Origin of the sequence: Staphylococcus massiliensis, from assembly GCF_043186315.1 — a bacterium.
GTDB lineage: Bacteria > Bacillota > Bacilli > Staphylococcales > Staphylococcaceae > Staphylococcus > Staphylococcus massiliensis.
Genome location: NZ_CP171119.1, coordinates 1,415,637 through 1,436,396, shown reverse-complemented (window position 1 = coordinate 1,436,396; position 20,760 = coordinate 1,415,637). Strand labels below are relative to the sequence as shown.

Annotated in this window: 20 protein-coding genes; 8 read left to right on the top strand and 12 right to left on the bottom strand. The window is 36.8% G+C overall.

Features of this window, described 5'->3' with window-relative positions; genetic code table 11:
* Window positions 1-4: 4 nt before the first annotated feature.
* The 7 genes from ACF3N8_RS07015 to ezrA form a co-directional block, all read right to left on the bottom strand.
* Window positions 5-946 (bottom strand): class I SAM-dependent methyltransferase, encoded by a 942-nt coding sequence (locus ACF3N8_RS07015; RefSeq protein WP_009381931.1) that lies wholly within the window; start codon window positions 944-946, stop codon window positions 5-7.
* A gap of 157 nt (window positions 947-1,103) precedes the next feature.
* Window positions 1,104-1,604 carry a thiol peroxidase gene (gene tpx / locus ACF3N8_RS07010; protein ID WP_009381932.1) on the bottom strand — a complete coding sequence of 167 codons (501 nt, stop codon included), beginning with the start codon at window positions 1,602-1,604 and terminating at the stop codon, window positions 1,104-1,106.
* Window positions 1,605-1,677: 73 nt separating this feature from the next.
* Complete coding sequence (locus tag ACF3N8_RS07005) at window positions 1,678-2,223, bottom strand: RDD family protein (RefSeq protein WP_009381933.1); 546 nt, start codon at window positions 2,221-2,223, stop codon at window positions 1,678-1,680.
* A gap of 11 nt (window positions 2,224-2,234) precedes the next feature.
* Window positions 2,235-3,230 (bottom strand): signal peptide peptidase SppA, encoded by a 996-nt coding sequence (gene sppA / locus ACF3N8_RS07000; RefSeq protein ID WP_009381934.1) that lies wholly within the window; start codon window positions 3,228-3,230, stop codon window positions 2,235-2,237.
* Between the two features lie 147 nt (window positions 3,231-3,377).
* The gene (gene thiI / locus ACF3N8_RS06995) at window positions 3,378-4,598 is read right to left on the bottom strand and encodes a tRNA uracil 4-sulfurtransferase ThiI (protein WP_009381935.1); all 1,221 of its coding nucleotides are present in this window, start codon (window positions 4,596-4,598) and stop codon (window positions 3,378-3,380) included.
* A complete protein-coding gene (locus ACF3N8_RS06990) occupies window positions 4,595-5,734 on the bottom strand; it encodes a cysteine desulfurase family protein (protein WP_238093322.1) in 1,140 nt (379 codons plus the stop codon). Before ACF3N8_RS06990 ends, thiI begins: the two co-directional genes overlap by 4 nt.
* Window positions 5,735-5,995: 261 nt before the next feature.
* Window positions 5,996-7,699 (bottom strand): septation ring formation regulator EzrA, encoded by a 1,704-nt coding sequence (gene ezrA, locus ACF3N8_RS06985; protein ID WP_238100985.1) that lies wholly within the window; start codon window positions 7,697-7,699, stop codon window positions 5,996-5,998.
* Window positions 7,700-7,837: 138 nt separating this feature from the next.
* Here ezrA and ACF3N8_RS06980 point away from each other — a divergent pair, with 138 nt between their 5' ends.
* Both ACF3N8_RS06980 and rpsD read left to right on the top strand, forming a co-directional pair.
* On the top strand, window positions 7,838-8,293 hold the full coding sequence (locus ACF3N8_RS06980) for a GAF domain-containing protein (RefSeq protein WP_238101821.1): 456 nt from the start codon (window positions 7,838-7,840) through the stop codon (window positions 8,291-8,293).
* Between the two features lie 212 nt (window positions 8,294-8,505).
* A complete protein-coding gene (rpsD, locus tag ACF3N8_RS06975; protein ID WP_009381939.1) occupies window positions 8,506-9,108 on the top strand; it encodes a 30S ribosomal protein S4 in 603 nt (200 codons plus the stop codon).
* Window positions 9,109-9,287: 179 nt separating this feature from the next.
* On the opposite strand, the gene ACF3N8_RS06970 is transcribed toward rpsD, so the two are convergent.
* Window positions 9,288-9,644: a hypothetical protein gene (locus ACF3N8_RS06970; protein ID WP_238101822.1), complete on the bottom strand. Its 357-nt coding sequence runs from the start codon at window positions 9,642-9,644 to the stop codon at window positions 9,288-9,290.
* A 290-nt stretch (window positions 9,645-9,934) separates the two neighbouring features.
* Here ACF3N8_RS06970 and ACF3N8_RS06965 point away from each other — a divergent pair, with 290 nt between their 5' ends.
* A complete protein-coding gene (locus ACF3N8_RS06965; protein ID WP_009381941.1) occupies window positions 9,935-10,885 on the top strand; it encodes an ornithine cyclodeaminase family protein in 951 nt (316 codons plus the stop codon).
* 112 nt (window positions 10,886-10,997) lie between these two features.
* Here the strand turns inward: ACF3N8_RS06965 and ACF3N8_RS06960 are convergent, their stop codons facing one another.
* Complete coding sequence (locus tag ACF3N8_RS06960) at window positions 10,998-11,744, bottom strand: glycerophosphodiester phosphodiesterase family protein (protein ID WP_009381942.1); 747 nt, start codon at window positions 11,742-11,744, stop codon at window positions 10,998-11,000.
* An 81-nt stretch (window positions 11,745-11,825) separates the two neighbouring features.
* On the opposite strand from ACF3N8_RS06960, the gene ACF3N8_RS06955 reads away from it, so the two are divergent.
* The 3 genes from ACF3N8_RS06955 (at window position 11,826) to serA (ending at window position 15,117) form a co-directional block, all read left to right on the top strand.
* Window positions 11,826-12,266: an SACOL1771 family peroxiredoxin gene (locus ACF3N8_RS06955; RefSeq protein WP_009381943.1), complete on the top strand. Its 441-nt coding sequence runs from the start codon at window positions 11,826-11,828 to the stop codon at window positions 12,264-12,266.
* 102 nt (window positions 12,267-12,368) lie between these two features.
* Window positions 12,369-13,529 carry an alanine--glyoxylate aminotransferase family protein gene (locus ACF3N8_RS06950; protein WP_238101823.1) on the top strand — a complete coding sequence of 387 codons (1,161 nt, stop codon included), beginning with the start codon at window positions 12,369-12,371 and terminating at the stop codon, window positions 13,527-13,529.
* Entirely contained in the window at window positions 13,519-15,117 is a 1,599-nt protein-coding gene (gene serA / locus ACF3N8_RS06945; protein WP_238101824.1) for a phosphoglycerate dehydrogenase, read from the top strand. Before ACF3N8_RS06950 ends, serA begins: the two co-directional genes overlap by 11 nt.
* A gap of 178 nt (window positions 15,118-15,295) precedes the next feature.
* On the opposite strand, the gene ACF3N8_RS06940 is transcribed toward serA, so the two are convergent.
* The 3 genes from ACF3N8_RS06940 to ACF3N8_RS06930 all read right to left on the bottom strand — a co-directional run bounded on the left by ACF3N8_RS06940 (window position 15,296) and on the right by ACF3N8_RS06930 (window position 18,693).
* On the bottom strand, window positions 15,296-16,417 hold the full coding sequence (locus ACF3N8_RS06940) for an HAD family hydrolase (protein ID WP_238100981.1): 1,122 nt from the start codon (window positions 16,415-16,417) through the stop codon (window positions 15,296-15,298).
* Window positions 16,418-16,522: 105 nt separating this feature from the next.
* Window positions 16,523-17,989, bottom strand: a complete 1,467-nt coding sequence (gene nagE, locus ACF3N8_RS06935) for an N-acetylglucosamine-specific PTS transporter subunit IIBC (protein WP_238101825.1) — start codon at window positions 17,987-17,989, stop codon at window positions 16,523-16,525.
* A 95-nt stretch (window positions 17,990-18,084) separates the two neighbouring features.
* Window positions 18,085-18,693 (bottom strand): 1-acyl-sn-glycerol-3-phosphate acyltransferase, encoded by a 609-nt coding sequence (locus ACF3N8_RS06930; RefSeq protein WP_238093315.1) that lies wholly within the window; start codon window positions 18,691-18,693, stop codon window positions 18,085-18,087.
* A 160-nt stretch (window positions 18,694-18,853) separates the two neighbouring features.
* Here ACF3N8_RS06930 and ACF3N8_RS06925 point away from each other — a divergent pair, with 160 nt between their 5' ends.
* Window positions 18,854-20,038, top strand: coding sequence for a S1C family serine protease (locus ACF3N8_RS06925; protein WP_392449778.1), 1,185 nt, complete (start codon window positions 18,854-18,856; stop codon window positions 20,036-20,038).
* A gap of 149 nt (window positions 20,039-20,187) precedes the next feature.
* Window positions 20,188-20,700, top strand: coding sequence for a DUF4242 domain-containing protein (locus tag ACF3N8_RS06920; RefSeq protein WP_009381950.1), 513 nt, complete (start codon window positions 20,188-20,190; stop codon window positions 20,698-20,700).
* Window positions 20,701-20,760: the final 60 nt, after the last annotated feature.

Below are 20,760 nucleotides of genomic sequence, written 5' to 3'. Positions count from 1 at the left end.
AATTTTATGAATGATTTTTGTCATACCATTCCGTTAATTCTGCTAAGAAATTTTGGAATAATTGAGGGCTTTTGAAATCAGGAATATTAGCTAGAAATACTTCTACTGCTCTTGTTTTGCCAGGTGTCTTTTTCTGAAGAATAAGAATTGATTTCTGTGCGCGCTCACTCTTGAAAAGCGATTTAGGTAAATGTAGAAAAGCTTGCATTTCGGTTTCTGTTGCAATGTATTTTTCTAACTGTTTCACATTCTCCCCTTCGAAAAGCTGACTCGGAACTACTAAGAATGCATAGCCTTCGTCGCGTAACGTATCGATAGCTTGTTCGATAAACAGATAATGCGCATAACTATGCCCTTCTTCAAAACCGAGCTTATAATCTTGACTGCGCTCATCAACAGGATAGTAGCCAATCGGTAAATCACCGATAACCATGTCCGCCTCTTCGAATGGAAGTGGCATTAAAACATCTTGCGGATAAACATCGAATGGAATTTCTAAGAAGTTCGCAAGGTGCACACTTACACGTGACAATACAGGGTCAACCTCAACTAAGTGATGCATGATCGTTGTTTCAGTTAAAATTTCATGAACCGCAGCACTTAAATGACCTGAACCAGCTCCTAAGTCTGCAATGTGAAGTTCGTCTCGATCTTTAGAGAATTGCTTCACGAGATAACCAAGAATTAAGCCAATAGAATCAGGCGTAATTTGATGATTCGCTTGAATTTCCTCTTCTTGCATTAAACTTAAGTAAGCGAATTGGAAAGCTTTACGACGATCCTGTAGTGTCGCTTGTTCTAACATATCACGATGGTTCTTATATACATCTTCCATCGCTAAGCCTAAGTTCTCCATAAAACTTTGACCGTTCTCTTTATTATAAGCCTTCGTTCTATCATCTAAATGTTGAAATAATCGTTCCATTATTGTTTTCTCTTGTGACATCTATAAAATCCTTTCGTTAAAAAAACTGCCCATGTATTCAGAATTTAAGTTCACGTGTCACTTATGGTATACCCATAAACACATCATTGCATCTATTCTGAAAGTTACATGGACAGTATGATCTCTATTTTTTAAAAATCAATCATATTTAAAATGATTATTTAATGTTGTTATAAGCTTCTAGTGCTTTATCGAAATCTGGGAAATCTGTACCTTCTGATACGATTTCAGCGTGAACGATTTCGTTGTTTTGATCTAAAACAAATACTGAACGTGCTAATAAACGTAATTCTTCCATAACAACACCATAGTTCATACCGAAGTCTAGGTCTTTATGGTCACTTACTGTTAATACGTTGTCTAAGCCGCTTGCTGCACACCATCTTTTTTGAGCGAATGGTAAGTCAGCAGAAATTGTTAATACAACACCATTTTCGTCAGTTGATGCTTCTTCATTAAATTTACGTGCTTGTTGATCGCAAACTGGCGTATCTAAAGAAGGTACTACGTTAAGAATTTTTTTCTTACCATCAAAGTCTTTTAAAGTAACTTCTGATAAATCATTGCCTAAAACTTTAAAATCTGGCGCAGTGTCACCTTGTTTAACTTCTTCACCTTTTAATGTGATAGGTTCTTGTTTAAATGTTACTTTTGCCATTTATAATGCCTCCTTAAAAGTTTACGTTATACAATGTCTCACCTAAAATACTACCATTTAGGTCAACTTTCTATCAACGATTTTGTAATTGCTTCAAATATTTTTGTTTCACCACTACGGTATCCGCGAAGAAGTCATGAATACCTTCATGTCGATGAGTAAATAATACTACAAGATACGGCAATCCTAAAAAGATATTGCTTATAATACGACCAGGCCATTCACGTATGAGTACATCGCCCCATTTAAGCTTTCTAAAATCTTTGCGTTGTACAGATATACCGAGAATCATTTTACCAATCGTTTGCTTAAAGAAGTATGTCATGAGTATAAAATAAAGAAAATAGAATAAGGCATCCATAATATGATCAACACTTAAATAATCAATGAAAAACTTCGCTTCGTTGACTTTCGTAAGGCTATATATCGGTTTTAAGATAATCGATGTGATACCCCATAACATCAATAAATCTATGATATAGCTTAAAAAGCGTAAACCAAAGCCTGCATAATAAATAGATTCAACTTCACGCTCGAAGTCTGATTGGGTGTTTTTAGGTTTAGAAGATGAATGCGCAGTAGGATTATAATTTGGAACTTCTGTTTGTGAATCGTACATCTTCATCACACCTACCCTTCATATAAATACATTGGCTGTGTTTTCGTATCATTTTTAAGGATTGAACGCACGTCATTAAACGTTGCTTTAATTGAATCGAACGTTGCATCTAAACCGAATAATGACCCTAAGCCTTTACCTGACTCTTCAAATGAAACAACTTGTGCATTTTTAGATTTAACTTCTTTCTTTAAGTCTTTTATGATTTTATCTTCTAATGCGATCTCATCAATTAAACCGTTCTTTTCAGCTTGTTGAGCTGAATAAATGCGACCATCTGCAAGTTTACGAACTTTCTTCTCAGGCATGTTACGTCCTTCTTTAACCACATCTACAAAACGGTCGAAGCTGTCATCAATCACGGATTGCATAATGTCCTTCTCTTCATCAGACATCGGACGACTAGAGCTTAAGATATCTTTATGTTCACCTGACTTAATGGTGTTCGATTTAACGCCTAGTTTCTTTTGTAAACCTGAATAATCCATGCCGTGCATAATAACACCGATTGAGCCTGTTAGTGTTTGAGGACCAGCATAAATTTTGTCTGCAGGTGCTGAAATATAGTAACCACCTGAAGCTGCCATAGATTTCATATTCACGTAGACTTTCTTACCTTTGGCTTTTAACTTAAGAATCTCTTCGTGGATTTCATCAGTTGGGTACGTTGCCCCACCCGGTGTATTAACGTTAATTAATACACCTTTAATTGATTTGTCTTTCTCAATGGCTTTTAAATAAGACATGAAAGCTTTGTGATTATATGTATTTCCTCCACCAAAAGCGCTTGGCGCGGCGCTGTCCATAATTTCACCATTTAAGTTTAATTTCGCAATCTGCTTCTGTGTATTACCACTTTTAACAACTGTTGGCGTAGGTTCCATAAGCGTCTCTTTAGATTTATCGGCATTCATAAATGACCCTATCATGAAGGAGCCGATGCTAACTAATAAGCCACCAAATACGATGACAACTGCGAGAATTATCGCGACGATACGTTTAGACATAACCTCATTCCTTCCTAAAAGATATATCTTCATGATAACAAAAAAATTTTAAAATTTGTTTTAATTGTAATAAAAAAACGTTGATGAACTGATTTTTTCATCAACGTTTAAAGTCAAAATTAAATTGTATATCATCGACCCACACTACTAGAATAAATCGGACATCCAGTCTGCTTTCTCATCCTTATTGACATCATAATCTTTGTCGATTTCAAGTGTTTCAATGTTGTCCACTGCGCGGTCGATCATTTCATCAAAGTTATACACTGATTCATACTGAACTACTTTATCAAACTGAGGCTCTGTTACAGGGTTTTTAGGCGTAAAGATTGTACAACAATCTTCAAATGGTTGAATTGACGTCTCGAACGTACCAATGGCTCTCGCCTTTTCAACGATTTCATCCTTATCTAAAGTAAGTAACGGGCGTAACACAGGTGTAGACGTCACGTTGTTGATCGCGTACATACTCTTAAGGGTTTGACTCGCAACTTGGCCTAAGTTCTCACCATTAACAATCGCATCCGCTTCAATTTGATGCACGACTTTATCAGCGATGCGCATCATCATTCTACGCGTCGAAGTCATTGTATAACGCTCGTGTACCACTTTATGGATTTGTTTCTGCACCTCAGTAAAAGGCACGATGTGCAGTTTAATCGGTCCTACACGAGATGCCATAATTTTCGTAAGTTCAATGACTTTCTCCTTAGCCTTTTCACTGGTGAATGGTGGACTATGGAAATGAATCGCTTCAATCGTCACGCCACGACGCATAACTTCCATACCAGCAACAGGTGAATCGATACCGCCTGAAAGCATTAATAACGTCTTACCGCCAGTACCCACAGGTAAGCCACCTACACCTTTAACAATCGTGTCATACATGTAAATTGCATCAAGTCGAACTTCAACCTTTATCGCATGATCAGGGTTCTTAACGTCAACGGTTAAATTTTCATTAGCCTTTAAGACTGCGCCACCTACTTGACGCTGAATTTGAAACGTATCGAATTCAAAGTTTTTGTCTGAACGCTTTACCTCAATCTTAAACGTATCTCCAGCATTAAACGTTTGAGAAAAGGCAACCGCTTGCTCATACACCGCATCCATCGTCTTTTCAAGTTTGACAACCGGGCTCGCCGAACGCACACCATATACGTTTGTCACACGGTTAATCATTTCATCAACATCTACATTGTCATCGATTTCAATGTACATGCGGTCACGGTTCGCTTTAACTTCATAGCCCTTCAAAGGGATGAGAGCTTGTCTGACATTTGAACGTAATTGATTCACAAACATTTTACGATTATTTTGCTTTAACGTCAGTTCACCGTAACGCACTAATATGTGGTCGTACTTCATTTTCTTAACAACTCCTCTACTTCTTCATATATTTCTTCAAAGGCCTTTTTAAATGGTTCAAGTTCTGCCATCGTGTTGAGTGAACCGAATGATAACCGAATACTACCTTCAATGTTCTTCTCATCGATACCCATCGCTAATAACACTTCATTAAGACTGCTATGTTTAGATGAACATGCACTTGTTGTTGAGATCATGACATCCCTCTTTGAAAAGGCATTCACGAGGACTTCGCCTTTAACGCCAGGAAATGAAAGGTTTAAAATATGTGGTGACGCACTTTCGTCCGAATTGATGACAATACCTCTAAATTGCGATACATAATCACGAATCGCTTGATTTAGTTCAGAAAGCGTATGTGATAGCTCGGCTTGGTTTTCTAATGCGAGTCGAATCGCTTTAACCATAGCTACATTAGACGGCACATTCACAGTTCCACTTCGTAAGTTTAATTCTTGACCCCCACCATGAATAATAGGTTCAAGTTGATGGTAATTTTGCGTGATAAGCAAGCCTTGACCTTTTAAACCGTTAAATTTATGGCCGCTGACACTTAAAGTATCTACACCTTCCGTAATAAGCGGTACTTTACCTAGCGCTTGAACGGCATCAACATGAAAATGCACTTTAGGATATTGTTTTAACATAGATGCTATCTGTGCAACTGGTTGAATTTGACCCGTAATATTATTAACGTGCATGCATGAAACAAGAATGACATCTTGCGTTAACAAGCTTTCAAGATGCTCAAGGTCAATGCGCCCTTCCTTCGTAACGTTCACAAATTCTAAGTTAAACCCTTCATCAGCGAGCGCGCGCATCACTTCGAGTACCGAAGGATGTTCTAGCTTCGACGTAATAATCGTTTTACCAAATGCTTGTTTATGACGCGCGATGCCTTTTAATGCCATATTATTCGATTCAGTGGCACCACTCGTAAAGATCACTTCAGTTTGGTCGTTTAATTGAAGTAATGATTTAATTTGTGCTTTAGACTGGGTCATGAGACGTGCAGTTTGGTCACCATTTTGGTGCGGACTATTCGGATTAAAATATAAATGTTCATTAACTTTGACAAACGTGTCTAAAACCTCACGATTAGGCTTTGTTGTCGCAGCATTATCGAAATAAATCATCCATGTCACTCCTCGATTTCTCAATTATACTATTCTAACATACACCGATTGATTTGGTGTAGACCCTTTTGAAAAGACACAAAAAAAGAGCTTAGGACATATTAAACAATTCCCTTAAAACAGCATGCTTTCCTGGGGCGTGGCCTGAGCCTGTAGTCTCAGGACGCACGCTACTCCCCTAGGAGTCAGCTGTTTTTGAGAATTGTGTGAAATAAAGTTTAAAAACTCTATGCCACAATATATGTCTCAAGCTCATGTTCATTAGAATGATTGTTGCTTATGAACTTCGTCTTCAAGTTGTGCACAAACACCTGGCTCAACTTGTTCTAACGATTGTTCAGCTATTTCAATAGCACGTTTATAGCGATTATTCTTAAATAAGCGTTCTGCTTCATTAAGACTTTTATCTACGCTTGCATCGTCCTTACGATAACGGTTACCATATTGAATTAACTTCTCAGCGTAAACCGCGTTTACAAGCACATCCGTTGCTTCGTCTTCAAATTTATTCATTTGAAGTACGATTTTATTTACTTTATCTTTTAAGTGTTGAACATTGATTGGACGTTCACTAAATTGTGCGTTCACATCACGAACTTCATAATCAATTTCATTCTTCATAATAATGAAGCGTTCTGGTACACTTTGTAAGTTAGAAGCTAGTAAACGACGATAAACTTCTTCTTTCTTAGATTGAACACGTAGGATGTTTTCTTCAGCCTCTGCTTCGTCTTCACGAAGTGAAATCAAGTGATTTTGTAGTTTCTCTTGCTTCTCGTTAATCACTTTCACATGATCTTCGATGTATTTTAAGTTATCTTGAACTTCACTATAACGTACAGCTGATTTGGCCATTTCTCTAAGAATTTCGTCATAAACTGAAATCAAGCTTTGAATTTCATTTTCAAATTGGCGAACACTTTGAATGTCACTTTCATTGATGTAGTAATTCTCTTTAACGTACTCGATTTCAGTTTGTAGCGTATAGTTCATATCTTTCGCTCTAAATAAATCATCTGTAATGACTTCTTTAGATTCTTCTACTTTATTTTTAGACTTAACTTCATGTTCAATTAAATCATACATTTCATCTAACTTATCATTAATTCCATTTAATTGTTGGTTCGCATTATTTAATTCAAGACGACTAATCATAGGTTCAACGAAACTTAATTCTGCTTTTAAATCTTGTAGCGTATGCTCCACTTTAACGTGGTCAAGGTCATAACCTTCAACTTTTAAATCACGGCAACCGTATTTTAAATCTTGGAATTGACCTGGTAATTCTTTTTGCGCTTCACGGATTAAATCAGGAATCTCTTTCATATCTTTTTTAAGGTAATCCATGTCACCATGTAATGTAGAGATATGTTCATGCGCTTCTCTGTAGTTACCTTCTGCTTTAAGTTCTTCGTAACGTTTCATTTCAGGTTCGAACATTTCAATTTCTTGTTCAAGTGATGGTGCTGCTTCACCAAACTGATGGCGGTTGGCTAAAACATCACGTTTCATTTCACGATAGTCGTTCTGACATTTTTTATACTTACGGTCACTATCGTTATGTATTGAAACCATTTCTTCAGCATCACTTGAAAGTTTCTCATGTTGTTGTTCATATTTATCCATTAAAGCATGCGCATCATCAATTTCCGTTTGAGCCTTAGAAAATTTGAATTTATCTAAGTTAACTTCAGCTTCGTGAATCTTGTCTTCAACTGGTGATAAGTTTTTTTGTTTGTTCTCATCCCATGAACGTTTTAACGAATCATATGTAGACTTTGTTTCACCAGTTAAGTTTAAGTGTTCTAATTGGGATAAGCTTTCTCTAGAAGATAGTCCTTCAATCTTTTCTTTTCTTGCTTCGGCTTCATCTACAATCGAGCGCTTTTTCGAACGAATGAAGAATAGAATACCGATCGCAATCAAAATTAGTAATATAATACCTACAACGATATACAAAATCATGCGTCTTCTCCTCCTAATTACTCATAGTTATTATAACGTACTTTAGTCAAGCTTTAAAATGAAAATATGAGATAAATTGAATGATTTTGCAATTTTGTTTATAATAGCTTTTAATTTTAAATATATAAAGGGGTAATCATGGTGACGAATTATAAAATTTTAAATCAACAACTTACTGCACTTATCGAAGATGAACCAAATATCATCGCAAACTTAAGTAACGCAGCTGCCCTGCTTTTCACTACTTTAAAAGACATTAACTGGGCTGGCTTTTATATATTAGATGAAGAAACGCTCATTCTTGGTCCTTTTCAAGGGAATCCGGCATGCGTGCGTATCAAGGTTGGTTCAGGTGTGTGTGGTACTGCTATAGAAAAAGGCACGACGATGCGCGTAGAAGATGTAAATCAATTTGATGGCCATATTGCGTGTGATGCAAATAGTAAATCAGAAATAGTGATTCCGATAAAAGGAAAAAATGGCTATTATGGCGTACTTGATATTGACGCGCCTATCACAAAGCGCTTTTCAGAGGAAGACCAACGTGGACTTGAAACATTTGTAGACCTCTTAGAACAACATTTGAAATTCTAACTTGACTTTATCTACCAGAATGATATAATGCTCTTTGTGTGAATAAACGAAAATAGCAGTTGAATATTGTCTAGCTCTATACTGTTCCCAAAGTGGACGTGTCGCGTAACCGTAGCTATGAGGTGAAGACACATAAAACTTTATATCTAGATGAGCATTCAACACTCTTTTTTGTTTTTTCATAACAACAAAAAAGAAAAGGAGGAGTCATTATGGCTCGATTCAGAGGTTCAAACTGGAAAAAATCTCGTCGTTTAGGTATCTCTTTAAGCGGTACTGGTAAAGAATTAGAAAAGCGCCCTTACGCGCCTGGTCAACACGGACCAAACCAACGTAAAAAATTATCAGAGTATGGTTTACAATTACGTGAGAAACAAAAATTACGTTACTTATATGGTGTAACTGAAAGACAATTCCGTAACACATTCGAAATTGCTGGTAAACAACACGGTGTTCATGGTGAAAACTTCATGGCATTATTAGCAGGTCGTTTAGACGCTGTTGTTTACTCATTAGGTTTAGCACGTACTCGTCGTCAAGCACGTCAAATCGTTGGCCACGGTCACGTTGAAGTTGATGGTGTTCGTACAGACATCCCATCTTACCAATTAAAACCAGGTCAAGTTGTTTCAGTACGTGAAAAATCAAAAGACTTAAACATCATCAAAGAATCAGTTGAAATCAACAACTTCGTACCAGAATACTTAGAATTCGACGAAGAAAACTTAAAAGGTACTTTCGTACGCGTTCCAGAACGTAGCGAATTACCAGCTGAAATCAACGAACAATTAATCGTTGAGTACTACTCAAGATAATAGCATTTATACGTGTAGTAAGAACGGGATCCTTAAATTTAAGGGTCCCGTTTTTTTGCTCTTTGTCAAATTCGTTTGGTAATACGAATATAAATGTGCTTAATCAAACCAATTTAATGCAAGCTTTTAACGCTCAAGTTGAAGATAACATTCATACCTAATCATCTATTTATCCCAACTTATTTAATCATGCCTGCACGGATTAGAAGTGCTCGTAATGTTTCGTCATCCGTTTTATCTAAAACTTCTTTAAATTTCTCATAGTCTTCTAACTCTTTAGCTCTTTGCTTGATCAGACGTTTAAGCTCATTTTGTCGTTCATCTTTTTTCATATTTTCCAAATATTGATCGATATCATGCTCTATATTCGCAACAATGTATTTGTTAATACCTTCAAATTTAATTTCGTTTAAATCCTTGCCTTCAATAAATTCATCAATATTCTTAAAGACTTTCTCAACAGCAACAGTTTTAAGCCTGCTCGCTACGATATGCTTGTTAACATGTTCATCGTTACTATGAACTGAAACGAGCACTTTATCCCTTTTTTAAATGTTTCAAGCGCAGAAGCTTTGTAATAATAAACGCGTTCATCAAGATCATTGTTAGATATACTAATAAAAAAGCGCACCCCTAGTATTTGATCGTTATACATGTTAATTCCCCCTTTTCTAGCAATAGGACGCTGCATCGTGGCCATTACGATATTTGTATAATGGATTAAAATAATCGTACACTTTTTATTCACAATTAGTCAATTAAACATAGATTTTGAGCCACCTTAATAAACGTGCTAAAGTTAGAATTAAATTAAGGAGGTTATGTCATGCTTATTTTATCTGAACATGAAGTTCAAGAAAGATATAAGATGTCTAACGCGATTGAAGACATTGAAAACGTATTTAAAACCTTAAATAACGATAAGATTAAACTTGAACAACGTACAGTCATTCCTACTGGCGAAGATTCAAAGTCCATGCTTTATATGCCAGCTGTGAATTTAGAAGCACAGCTTGGAATGATTAAAATTACATCAATCACACCCAATAACCCTAAACATCAACTACCTACGACTCAAGCTAAAATCGTGATAACAGATTTAGAGTACGGTGAACATAAAGCTGTGATCGATGGTAGTTACCTTACGCGCTTACGAACAGGTGCTTTAAGCGGTATCGCAACTAAATATTTAAGCCGTGAAGATAGTCATACGCTAGGTATGATTGGTACGGGTGGCATGGCTTTTGAACAATTATTAGGTATCTTGGAAGTAAGAAATATCACAACGTTACTACTTTACAATCGTACGACAGAGAAAGCGGATGCCTTTAAAGAAAAGGTTCAAGAATCGTTCCCAAATTTAGATATTCAAGTGGTTGAAGATACGGATGAATTATTAGAACATGCCGACATCATTAACTGCCAAACACGTTCTGACGTAGCGGTCTTTAACGGTGAACATGTTAAACCCGGCACGCATATTAACGGCATCGGCTCATACCAGCCGGAGATGAGAGAAATTGATGTTAAAGCGATAGAGCGCGCGTCGAAAGTTGTATTTGACGACGTTGATGGTGTTTTAGAGGAAAGTGGCGAAATGATTGAAGCCATGGATCAAGGTGTCTTCAACGTTTCTGATTTATACGCAAGCTTAAACGAATTATCAACGAAACAACTGAAACGAGATAATGATGAGGAAATTACAGTATTTAAATGTGTGGGCGCTGCATATTATGATCTTGCTGTAGCGCTAGGTGTTTATCAGAACGAAGCTTAGTTTTGAAAAGCCCTTTAAATTTAACAAGGATGAAGCTCGCATCACTCGAGTTTCATCCTTAATTTATAGCTATTATGTATTTTTCATTGATATTCCTAATAACCTAGCCAAATTAAATATCAAAAAGTGCTTCTGGTCGGTCGGATATGACCCCATCAACCCCGCATTTAATAACACGTTTGACATCTTTAGGTAAATTAACCGTATAAGGCATCACTTTTAATTGATGTTCATGCGCTTTTTTTACGAAACGTTTATTAATCATCGTAAATCTCGGATTAACGTAATCGGCATATTGACTAATTGACTCAAAGTCTGGCATTGAGAATATATGATTACTTGCACTAATAAGGACGCCTAGTCGAAACGTTGGATCAAGCTCTCTCACCTTTCGTATCGAATCCGCGTTAAATGATTGAATAACAACTTGATCTTTATTAAAATCGCATGCTTCAATATCCTTAATGATTTCAGCCTCGATACCTGGATATAGACGTGGTTTCTTAATCTCAACCAAGATGGATTTATTATATAATTTGAATATAGCTAAGATTTCCTTAAAAGTTAGGATGCGTTCATTTTTAAACGTTTCATTCTTCCAACTTCCAATATCCATATCCTTCAATTCTTCAAGCGAATACGTAGAAATTTGACCACTATGCGCTGTAGTACGATCAACATCTTCATCATGCATCGCAACAAGCACACCATCTCTAGATAAATGTAAGTCTATTTCTACAAAATCTACATCACGCATGAGTGCCGCTTTGTAACTGATACCTGTATTTTCAGGAAAAGCTTCTGACAACCCTCGGTGGGCTACGATTTTAAAATCCTCATGTGGTTTCGACAATTTCATGTGAGACTATCACCTTTCTTTATTATTGGTCCTTAATCAACTAAACTTAATTTAACACACTTATAACGGAGGTTCATATTTATGATAACACATGATTTTCATATTGAGACGAAATGGTCTGGCGGTCGTAATAAAATCGGATCATTTAAAAGCGAACATCTTGATGGCAATATATCAATCCCTACAGAACTTGGAGGCGTAGGCGAAGCCTCAAATCCAGATGAATTATTGATTTCAGCTGCCAGTTCTTGCTATATCATATCATTAGCTGCGGCTTTAGAGCGCGCACGCTTTGAACAGGTAGAGATACACATGAAATCAATTGGCACGGCCACTTTAAATCACGGTGAATTTCGTATGAAAAGCATCACTCACTACCCTAGTATCAAGGTGGATGCATCAAATCATGACCGTTTAGAAAAGCGTTTACCATCTTTAATTGAAATTGCAGATAAACATTGTATGGTCTCACAAGCCATAAAAGGTAACGTTGAAATTCAAATAGATCCACAAATCGATTAAATTACAATATGTAAACGTTTACATATCAAAACTTATCATTTCCACTGTTAATTTTTCTGAATATTTGCTAAAATTGAAAATCATACAACTGGAGGTTTTGATATGTATTTGCACCACAATTTATTGTTAACACCTGGCCCTACACCTGTTCCAAAAGAAATAGAAAATGCTATCAACTCGCCCCTTCTCGGTCACCGTTCTAAGGACTTCGAAACATTAGCTGACCAAGCTTTTAAAGCAATGAAACCTATATTTGGTACGGAAAATGATGTCCTGATTTTAACGTCCAGTGGTACTAGCGCGCTTGAAGCAAGTATGCTTAACATCGTTAATCCAGATGATCACTTTGTAATCATTGTATCTGGCGCATTTGGTAATCGCTATAAACAAATTGCTGAAACGTACTATGAACATGTTCATGTTTATGACGTTGAATGGGGTCAAGCCGTAGACGTGAACGCGTTCAAATCCTATTTAGAAAGTTTAGACGTCGAAATTACGGCTGTGTTTACTCAATTTTGCGAAACCTCGACAACCGTTTTACATCCAGTTAAAGACCTTGGCCAAGCTATCAAAGATTTCAACGATTCGATTTACTTTGTAGTTGATGGCGTAAGTTGTATCGGAGCGGTTGATATCAACATGGCTGATAGTCAAATAGACGTATTAGTATCTGGTAGCCAGAAAGCAATTATGTTACCACCTGGTATTGCGTTTGTCGCTTATAACGACCGTGCTAAAGCACGTTTTAATGACGTTACAACCCCTCGCTTTTATTTAAATTTAGATAAATATATTAAGTCTCAAGATAAAAGTTCGACACCATTTACGCCTAGTGTATCCCTCTTCCAAGCCGTCATTAAATATGCAGAAATCGTAGAACGAGAGGGCTTTTCAAAAACGATCGCACGCCACAACACGATTAAAGATGCGGTTCGTAAAGCTCTAACTGCGCTCGATTTACCATTACTTGTGGAAGATGCTTACGCTTCTCCAACGGTTACCGCCTTTATTCCAAAGGATAAAGATGAACTCAACTTTATTAAGAATGAGCTTAAATCGCGCTTTAATATCACGATTGCTGGCGGACAAGGTAAGTTGAAAGGCGAAATTTTGCGTGTAGGTCACATGGGTAAAGTGAATCCATTTGATATTTTAACGTTTGTCGGCGCGTTAGAAATACTCTTAACAGAATTCCGTAACACGTCTTATTTAGGTAAAGGTACTCAATCATATCTGGAGGTTATACAAAATGACTTATAATGTTCTCGTAAGCGACCCGATTTCAAAGGAAGGTTTAGAAAGTTTACTACAAGATTCAGATTTTAACGTCGATGAAAAGACTGGTCTATCTGAAGCTGAAATTGTCGATATTATTGGTGACTATGATGCATTAATCGTCCGTAGTCAAACGAAAGTTACAGAAAATATCATCAAGCATGCTTCAAAATTACGCGTGATTGCGCGAGCTGGTGTTGGTGTTGATAATATCGATGTTAATAGCGCTACCAAACAAGGTATCATCGTCATCAACGCTCCTGATGGCAATACGATTTCGGCGACCGAACATTCTATGGCGATGTTATTGTCGATGGCACGTAATATTCCATACGCACATCAATCCCTTCAGAACGGCGAATGGGACCGTAAAACATACCGCGGTACAGAACTTTATCAGAAGACTTTAGGTGTTATTGGTGCGGGTCGTATCGGTTTAGGTGTTGCGAAACGTGCTCAAAGTTTTGGCATGAAGATCCTAGCATTCGACCCCTACCTTTCTCAAGATAAAGCTAGGAAATTAAATGTAACGCTAGCTTCAGTTGATGAAATTGCAGAACAAGCCGACTTTGTGACGGTTCATACGCCACTTACTGAGAAGACGAAAGGTATCGTTGGCGAATCATTTTTCAACAAGGCAAAGCCAAACTTACAAATCATTAACGTTGCGCGTGGCGGTATTATCAATGAGGCTGCTTTGTTAAAAGCCCTTGATGAAGACAAAATCCTTAAAGCTGCGCTTGATGTGTTTGTAGACGAACCTGCGACAAATTCTCCGTTAACGAAACATAAGAAAGTCATTGTAACTCCGCATTTAGGTGCTTCTACAGTTGAAGCTCAAGAAAAAGTAGCGGTTTCAGTGTCTGAAGAAATCATTGATATCTTTAAGGAAAATGATGTTAAACATGCGATTAATGCACCTAAGATGGTATTTGATGATAATGAAGAAGTTCGCCCATTTGTAGAATTAAGTCGTATCACAGGTGAAGTTGGTATTCAACTCATTCAAAAAGTACCTCGTAAATTAAAGATTAAATACAAAGGTGATATCGCATTAGATGATACGAGTATCATCACGCGTACACTTGTTCAAGGTGTGTTACAACCTGAAATGGGTGATCACGTGAACTTAATAAACGCGTTAGTGCTTTTAAATGAGCAAGGCGTGACTTATACGATTGAGAAGGATTCTAAAAAACGTGGCTTTAGTAACTACATTGAGTTAGAACTTGTAAATGATGACGAGTCTGTAAAAATTGGTGCGACGGTATTGAATGGCTATGGTCCAAGAATTGTGCGTATTAATGACTATCCTTTAGACTTTAAGCCAGAAAAGTATCAACTTATTATTAACCATACGGATAAACCAGGCATCGTAGGTCAAACTGGCCAAATTTTAGGTAACCATCAAATCAATATCGCTTCGATGTACCTTGGACGTACGAACGAAGGTGGTAAAGCGATTATGGCTTTAACAGTTGATAATCAAGTAACGGATGCGGTCATTGAAGATTTAATGCAAATTGAAGGCTTTAGACGTGTTCAACCTGTAACATTAGATAATTTAAATTAAATAGAAGGGTCTTAGACATAAATCGTGAAATAGAGCATTAAAGCTTTATTTCATACAATTCTTAAAACAGCTGACTCCTAGGGGAATAGCATGAGACCGGAGACTACAGGCTCCGGCCATGCCCCAGGAAAGCATGCTGTTTAAGAGAATTGTAGTAATATGTCCTAGACCCTTTATATTAGTCTAATATGCGCTCTAGTTCGCCCACATTGTTGATAATGTGGTCTGCCCCATTTTCAACGAGTTCGGCTTTAGCGTCTTGGCCTTTTAATCCTGTTAACGGACCAATGAATGTCGCATTAATTTTTTTAGCACTTAATAAATCAGCTAATGAATCACCGACGATGAATACGTCGTGTTTAGAAACACGATTTTCTTGGTTTGTACTATATGCGTGATATTGAGATTCATCATTACCATTTAAAGCCGCTAAATAACTAAATGGATTAGGTTTACCTAAAGGTTTTAGTTCTGGATAAGCCGCTTCAACCTTCATCACTTCACTCGCCGTAACAATATGATGCTCATCAAAGTACTCAAGTAATCCTGCATCCTTGAAAGGCACAATCGTTTCTGTACGCGAACGTCCAGTCGCTATCGCAATCATATAGCCTTTATCTTTTAAACGCTTTAATAAAGCCTTAATTTCTTCTAAAGGGATGATAAATGTTTCATCATAAATAAAGCCCTCTTTAAAAGATGTCTTACGCGGCTTTTGCTCGATTTCTTCGAATAACGCGACACCTAAATACCACTCTTGATAAATCTCTTGCGCTAGGTGCCATAACGGGCTATGAATATCAAATAGCGCTACATCCTCAATATGTAATACTTGTATAGCATAATCCTTTAATGCGGTATAGATATTTTCTTTACCACTTGGCACTGTTTGTAAGAATTCTAAAGGCAACTTATGATCAATTGTTACTTCATTCACATCTTGATGCACGTGCTTTAAAGTTTCTAAGTCGAATAATGTGCTATCTGTGTATCTTTTGATTTGATCATCTTTTAGCGTTTTAAGTATTTGTATAAAATGAATTGAAAAGACAACAAATAACATATCCCAGTTAGAATTTAATCCTAAAGATTTTAATTGGTTTAAAGTTTGATCCTTTTCAAATAATTCATTACGAATTGATGTCATATCTTCATTCGTTAATGTATGTAATGGTTTAATATCTTTTAAATTTAAATAATCTTCACTATATAAAAGTTCGTGTACCGTAAGCGCTGATACATCAAAGCATCGCTCCTCACTTAAGAATACACCATCTACATCAAATAAAATTGATTTCATTGTGTTCACACTCCATGCCCCTGATAGTCTTATTTCCTATATTATAATCAAAAAAAGACGTTCTTACCATTTAGTCTAATCACTATTGATAAGAACGTCAAAACTTTATTCTTCTAATTTACGCTCCATCGCATCGCTAACTTGTTGAACTTGTGGTCCAATAATAACTTGCGTTTGATGCGCGCCACTTTGTTGAACACCTATGGCTCCTGTTGACTTAATCTTAGTTTCATCAACTTTATTGTTATCTTTTAATTCCAAGCGTAAGCGTGTCGCGCAATTTGTAAGCACAGTAATATTAGATTTACCACCTAATCCTTCAATGATATTTATAGACATTTGATCGTATTTTGATTTTTTGTCAGTACCCTCAACACTTTGACTATCATTGGCTGGCGTATTAACTTTAGCTTTGCCTCGACCTGGTGTATTTAGGTTGAAGATTTGAATCGCAAATCTGAATACGAGGTAGTAAATCACAAAGAACACTAGCCCTTGGACAATTAACATCCATGGCTTATTTGCGACGGGATTAAGTAACGACATGATCATATCTAATAACCCTGCGCTAAACGAGAAACCTGCAGTCCATTGAAACGATGCTGCGATAAACATGGATAAGCCTGTTAATACAGCGTGAACAACGAATAATGCTGGCGCCGCGAACATGAATGCAAATTCGATCGGTTCTGTAATACCTACAACAAATGCAGAGATACTACCTGCTAACATTAAACTCGCGACTTGTTTCTTTTGTTTAGATTCAGCTGTATGGTACATTGCGAGTGCCGCTGCTGGAATACCAAACATCATTACAGGATAGAAACCTGCCATATAACGTCCTGTTTCCCCTTTTACAGCACCATCACCAGATAAGAACTTATTAATATCATCAACACCTGCAACATCAAACCAGAACACAGTGTTTAAAGCATGGTGTAATCCAGTAGGAATTAATAATCGGTTGAAGAAACCATAGATACCCGCGCCAATAGGACCGAAGTTAAGAATCCATTCTCCGAAATGAACAAGACCTGTAAATAAGTATGGCCATATAAAGAAGAACAGTATTGCTAATCCCATTGAGAAGAACGCTGTTAAAATCGGAACTAAACGCTTGCCACTAAAGAATGAAAAGGCTGTAGGTAGTTCCGTTTCGCTAAATTTATTATAAGTAAATGCGGCGATTAAACCGACAAAAATACCAAGTAAGACGTTACCGTTATTTATCTTTTCAAAACCAGGATTTATTAAATCTACTTTAGTTTGAAGTAATTTCGCTAAACTTTCAGGGTCAAGTATGGACGTTACCATGAAGAACCCAACCACTGCAGCAAGTGCTACGGCACCATCATTCTTCTTGGACATTCCAATCGCAATACCAATCGCAAACAATAATCCTAGTTGGCCAAGTATCGCGTTGCCACCGTTTTTAAAGAATTCGTACACAACTGGGGGAACCATACTTGTATATTCGAGCCCGTTACCTATAGCCATAATAAGTGCAGCAGCTGGTAATACTGCTACTGGAAGCATCAAGGAACGACCTAATCGTTGAATAAAATTGTACATCTTATCACTCCTCTTTCTCTTATCATTACATAAAAAATACTGAAATAAAGGTTCTAGTCCCCTTATTCCAGTACCTTACGTTTATTCAATACAATTTAAGCTAAACGTTCATTTAATTCTCTTTGTAAACGACGCGTCTCACTTTCAACTTGCTTCATAATATAATCAATTTTTTCAGCACGTTTTAAATCTTTAGGTAAGTTCGTTGTATCAATCGGTTCACCAAAACTGATATAACTCTTATCTGTAATAAGTCCTTTAATCGTATTCGGACCAACGTATGCTGCTGGTAAGATTTGAGCTTTTCCTAACATCGCAATCGTAGCAGCGCCACGCTTTAGAGGAACTTCTTCCTTAGTACGATGACCTGACGGAAACATACCAACAGTGCGATCTTGATTTAAATGTTTAACTGGAATTTTTAAAGTACTTGGTCCTGGATTTTCACGATTTACTGGGAAAGCATTTAAGTTTCTAAAGAACTTATCAGCCCACTTATTTTCGAAAAGTTCTTTTTTAGCCATGAAATGAATCTGATTCGGATGTAGTGCCATGGCTAACATAATAATTTCATTATAACTTTCATGCGTACATGTCACGACATAACGGTTATGTTTCGGAATGTTTAAATTTCCAAATACAACAAGATTCTTTCTCATTTTAACTAAAAATTTGAATAAAACCGTACTTACAATTTTATACATGGTCACACCTGCTTTAATCTCTAGTTTAATCAGTTTAAATTCTATCACTAACTTTCGTTTTGAACAAGATAACGCGCGAAGTTCTTCATTATCAAATTATTGGAAAAACTCTGTGTATGATTGCATAATATATTTAGCAGTCATATAAGGGAGGTAACATATGTATAATCGAGATAATCAACGGCATTATTATCGCCCAAGATTTCCTTGGTTTCGTGTCTTTCTAATTGCCTTGATTGCCGGTATCATTGGAACAATGCTTGTGTTAGGTGTCTCTCGCCTTTTCCAAGCGGCAACAAGTTCTAATGAAGGTGGCGAAACGGTTAACGAAACACAGAACCAAAAAGGCGGCAATGTGTTTGATGGCAAAAGTGAAAAATATGATTCAGTCAATCAAATGATTAATGATACGTCACCTGCTATCGTTGGTGTGATTAACCAACAACGCGCACAAGGTTTAGGTGATTTACTTCAAGGTCGCACGGGTCATGAGGAACAATCAGGCATCGGTTCAGGTGTCATTTATCAGAAGAATGATGATAACGCATTTATCGTCACAAATAATCATGTTATTGAGGGTGCGTCTTCTTTAAAAGTCCAATTACATAATTCAAAACAAGTAGACGCTAAGTTAGTTGTTAAGGACGCTCTAACAGATCTAGCGGTACTAAAGATTAAGAATCGTGAAGATATAAAAGAAATGAAATTTGCTGACTCTGCAAAAGTTAAAACTGGGGATAGCGTGTTTGCTATGGGTAATCCCCTAGGTTTAGAGTTTGCGAATACGGTTACATCAGGAATTATTTCAGCTAATGAAAGAACAATTGAAACAGACACGTCAGCTGGTAGTAATGAGGTCAAAGTACTTCAAACTGACGCAGCAATTAACCCTGGTAACTCAGGTGGCGCCCTGGTTGATAAAGACGGTAATCTCATCGGTATCAACTCTATGAAGATATCAAGCCCACAAGTAGAAGGTATTGGTTTCGCGATTCCAAGTAATGAAGTGAAACTTGTTATCGAACAACTTGTGAAACATGGTGAAGTTGAACGCCCTTCTCTTGGTATCGGTATGATTAATTTAGATGATATTCCACCTCACTACAGAGATCGCTTAGGTATTGAAGACGAAGAAGGCGTTTATGTCGCACGTATTTCACGCCCAGGTCTCAAGCTAAAAGAAGGCGATATCATCAAAGAAGTAGATGGTAAACGTGTTAAAAACGATGCTACGTTACGCGACATCATTTATAAAAAGTCACCAGGTGATACTGTAGACATTAAAGTACTTCGCGATCACGAAGAAAAGACGGTTACAGTAGAATTAACTGGTAAAGCGAGATAATAACAAAGACTTAAGTAAGCATGAACGACTATGCCTTACTTAAGTCTTTTTTGATTAAAGTAAATATTCTAAATTTTTAGGCTAAATCCCTTGTATTCCAATATGAATTATAATATTATTTAAGCAACACAAATTTGGAGGTAATTTAAATGACATTATTTTTACTCGAAACGCGCAACAACCAAATTGCTAAAGATAAACAAGAACTTGAAGCTAAAGCTCAAGAATTAAAAACTAACGACTTCCCAACATTAATAGAAGTCCAAGCAACGGAAGATTTAAACCATGCGTACTTCATCGTTGAAGCAGATTCAGAAGATGACGCGAAACAATTTTTAGATGCTCAAGATATCCAAATCGACCTTATCAAAGAAGTTCGTTTAGTTGGAAAGGACCTAGACGAAGTTAAATCATCTCAACAAGGTGTAGATTATCTTGTAACTTGGAATATTCCAGAGGGTATTACAATGGATCAATATTTAGCACGTAAGAAGAAAAATTCAGTGCACTATGAGGAAGTACCTGAAGTTACATTCCAAAGAACATACGTATGTGAAGATATGTCTAAATGTATCTGTTTATACGATGCTCCTGACGAAGATGCAGTTAAGCGTGCACGTAAAGCAGTAGATACACCAATTGATGAAATCGAAAAACTATAATCTATAGTAAAGATTGAAATAGCCAAAGCAACAATGCAGGGTGTGACAAGCAACACTTTT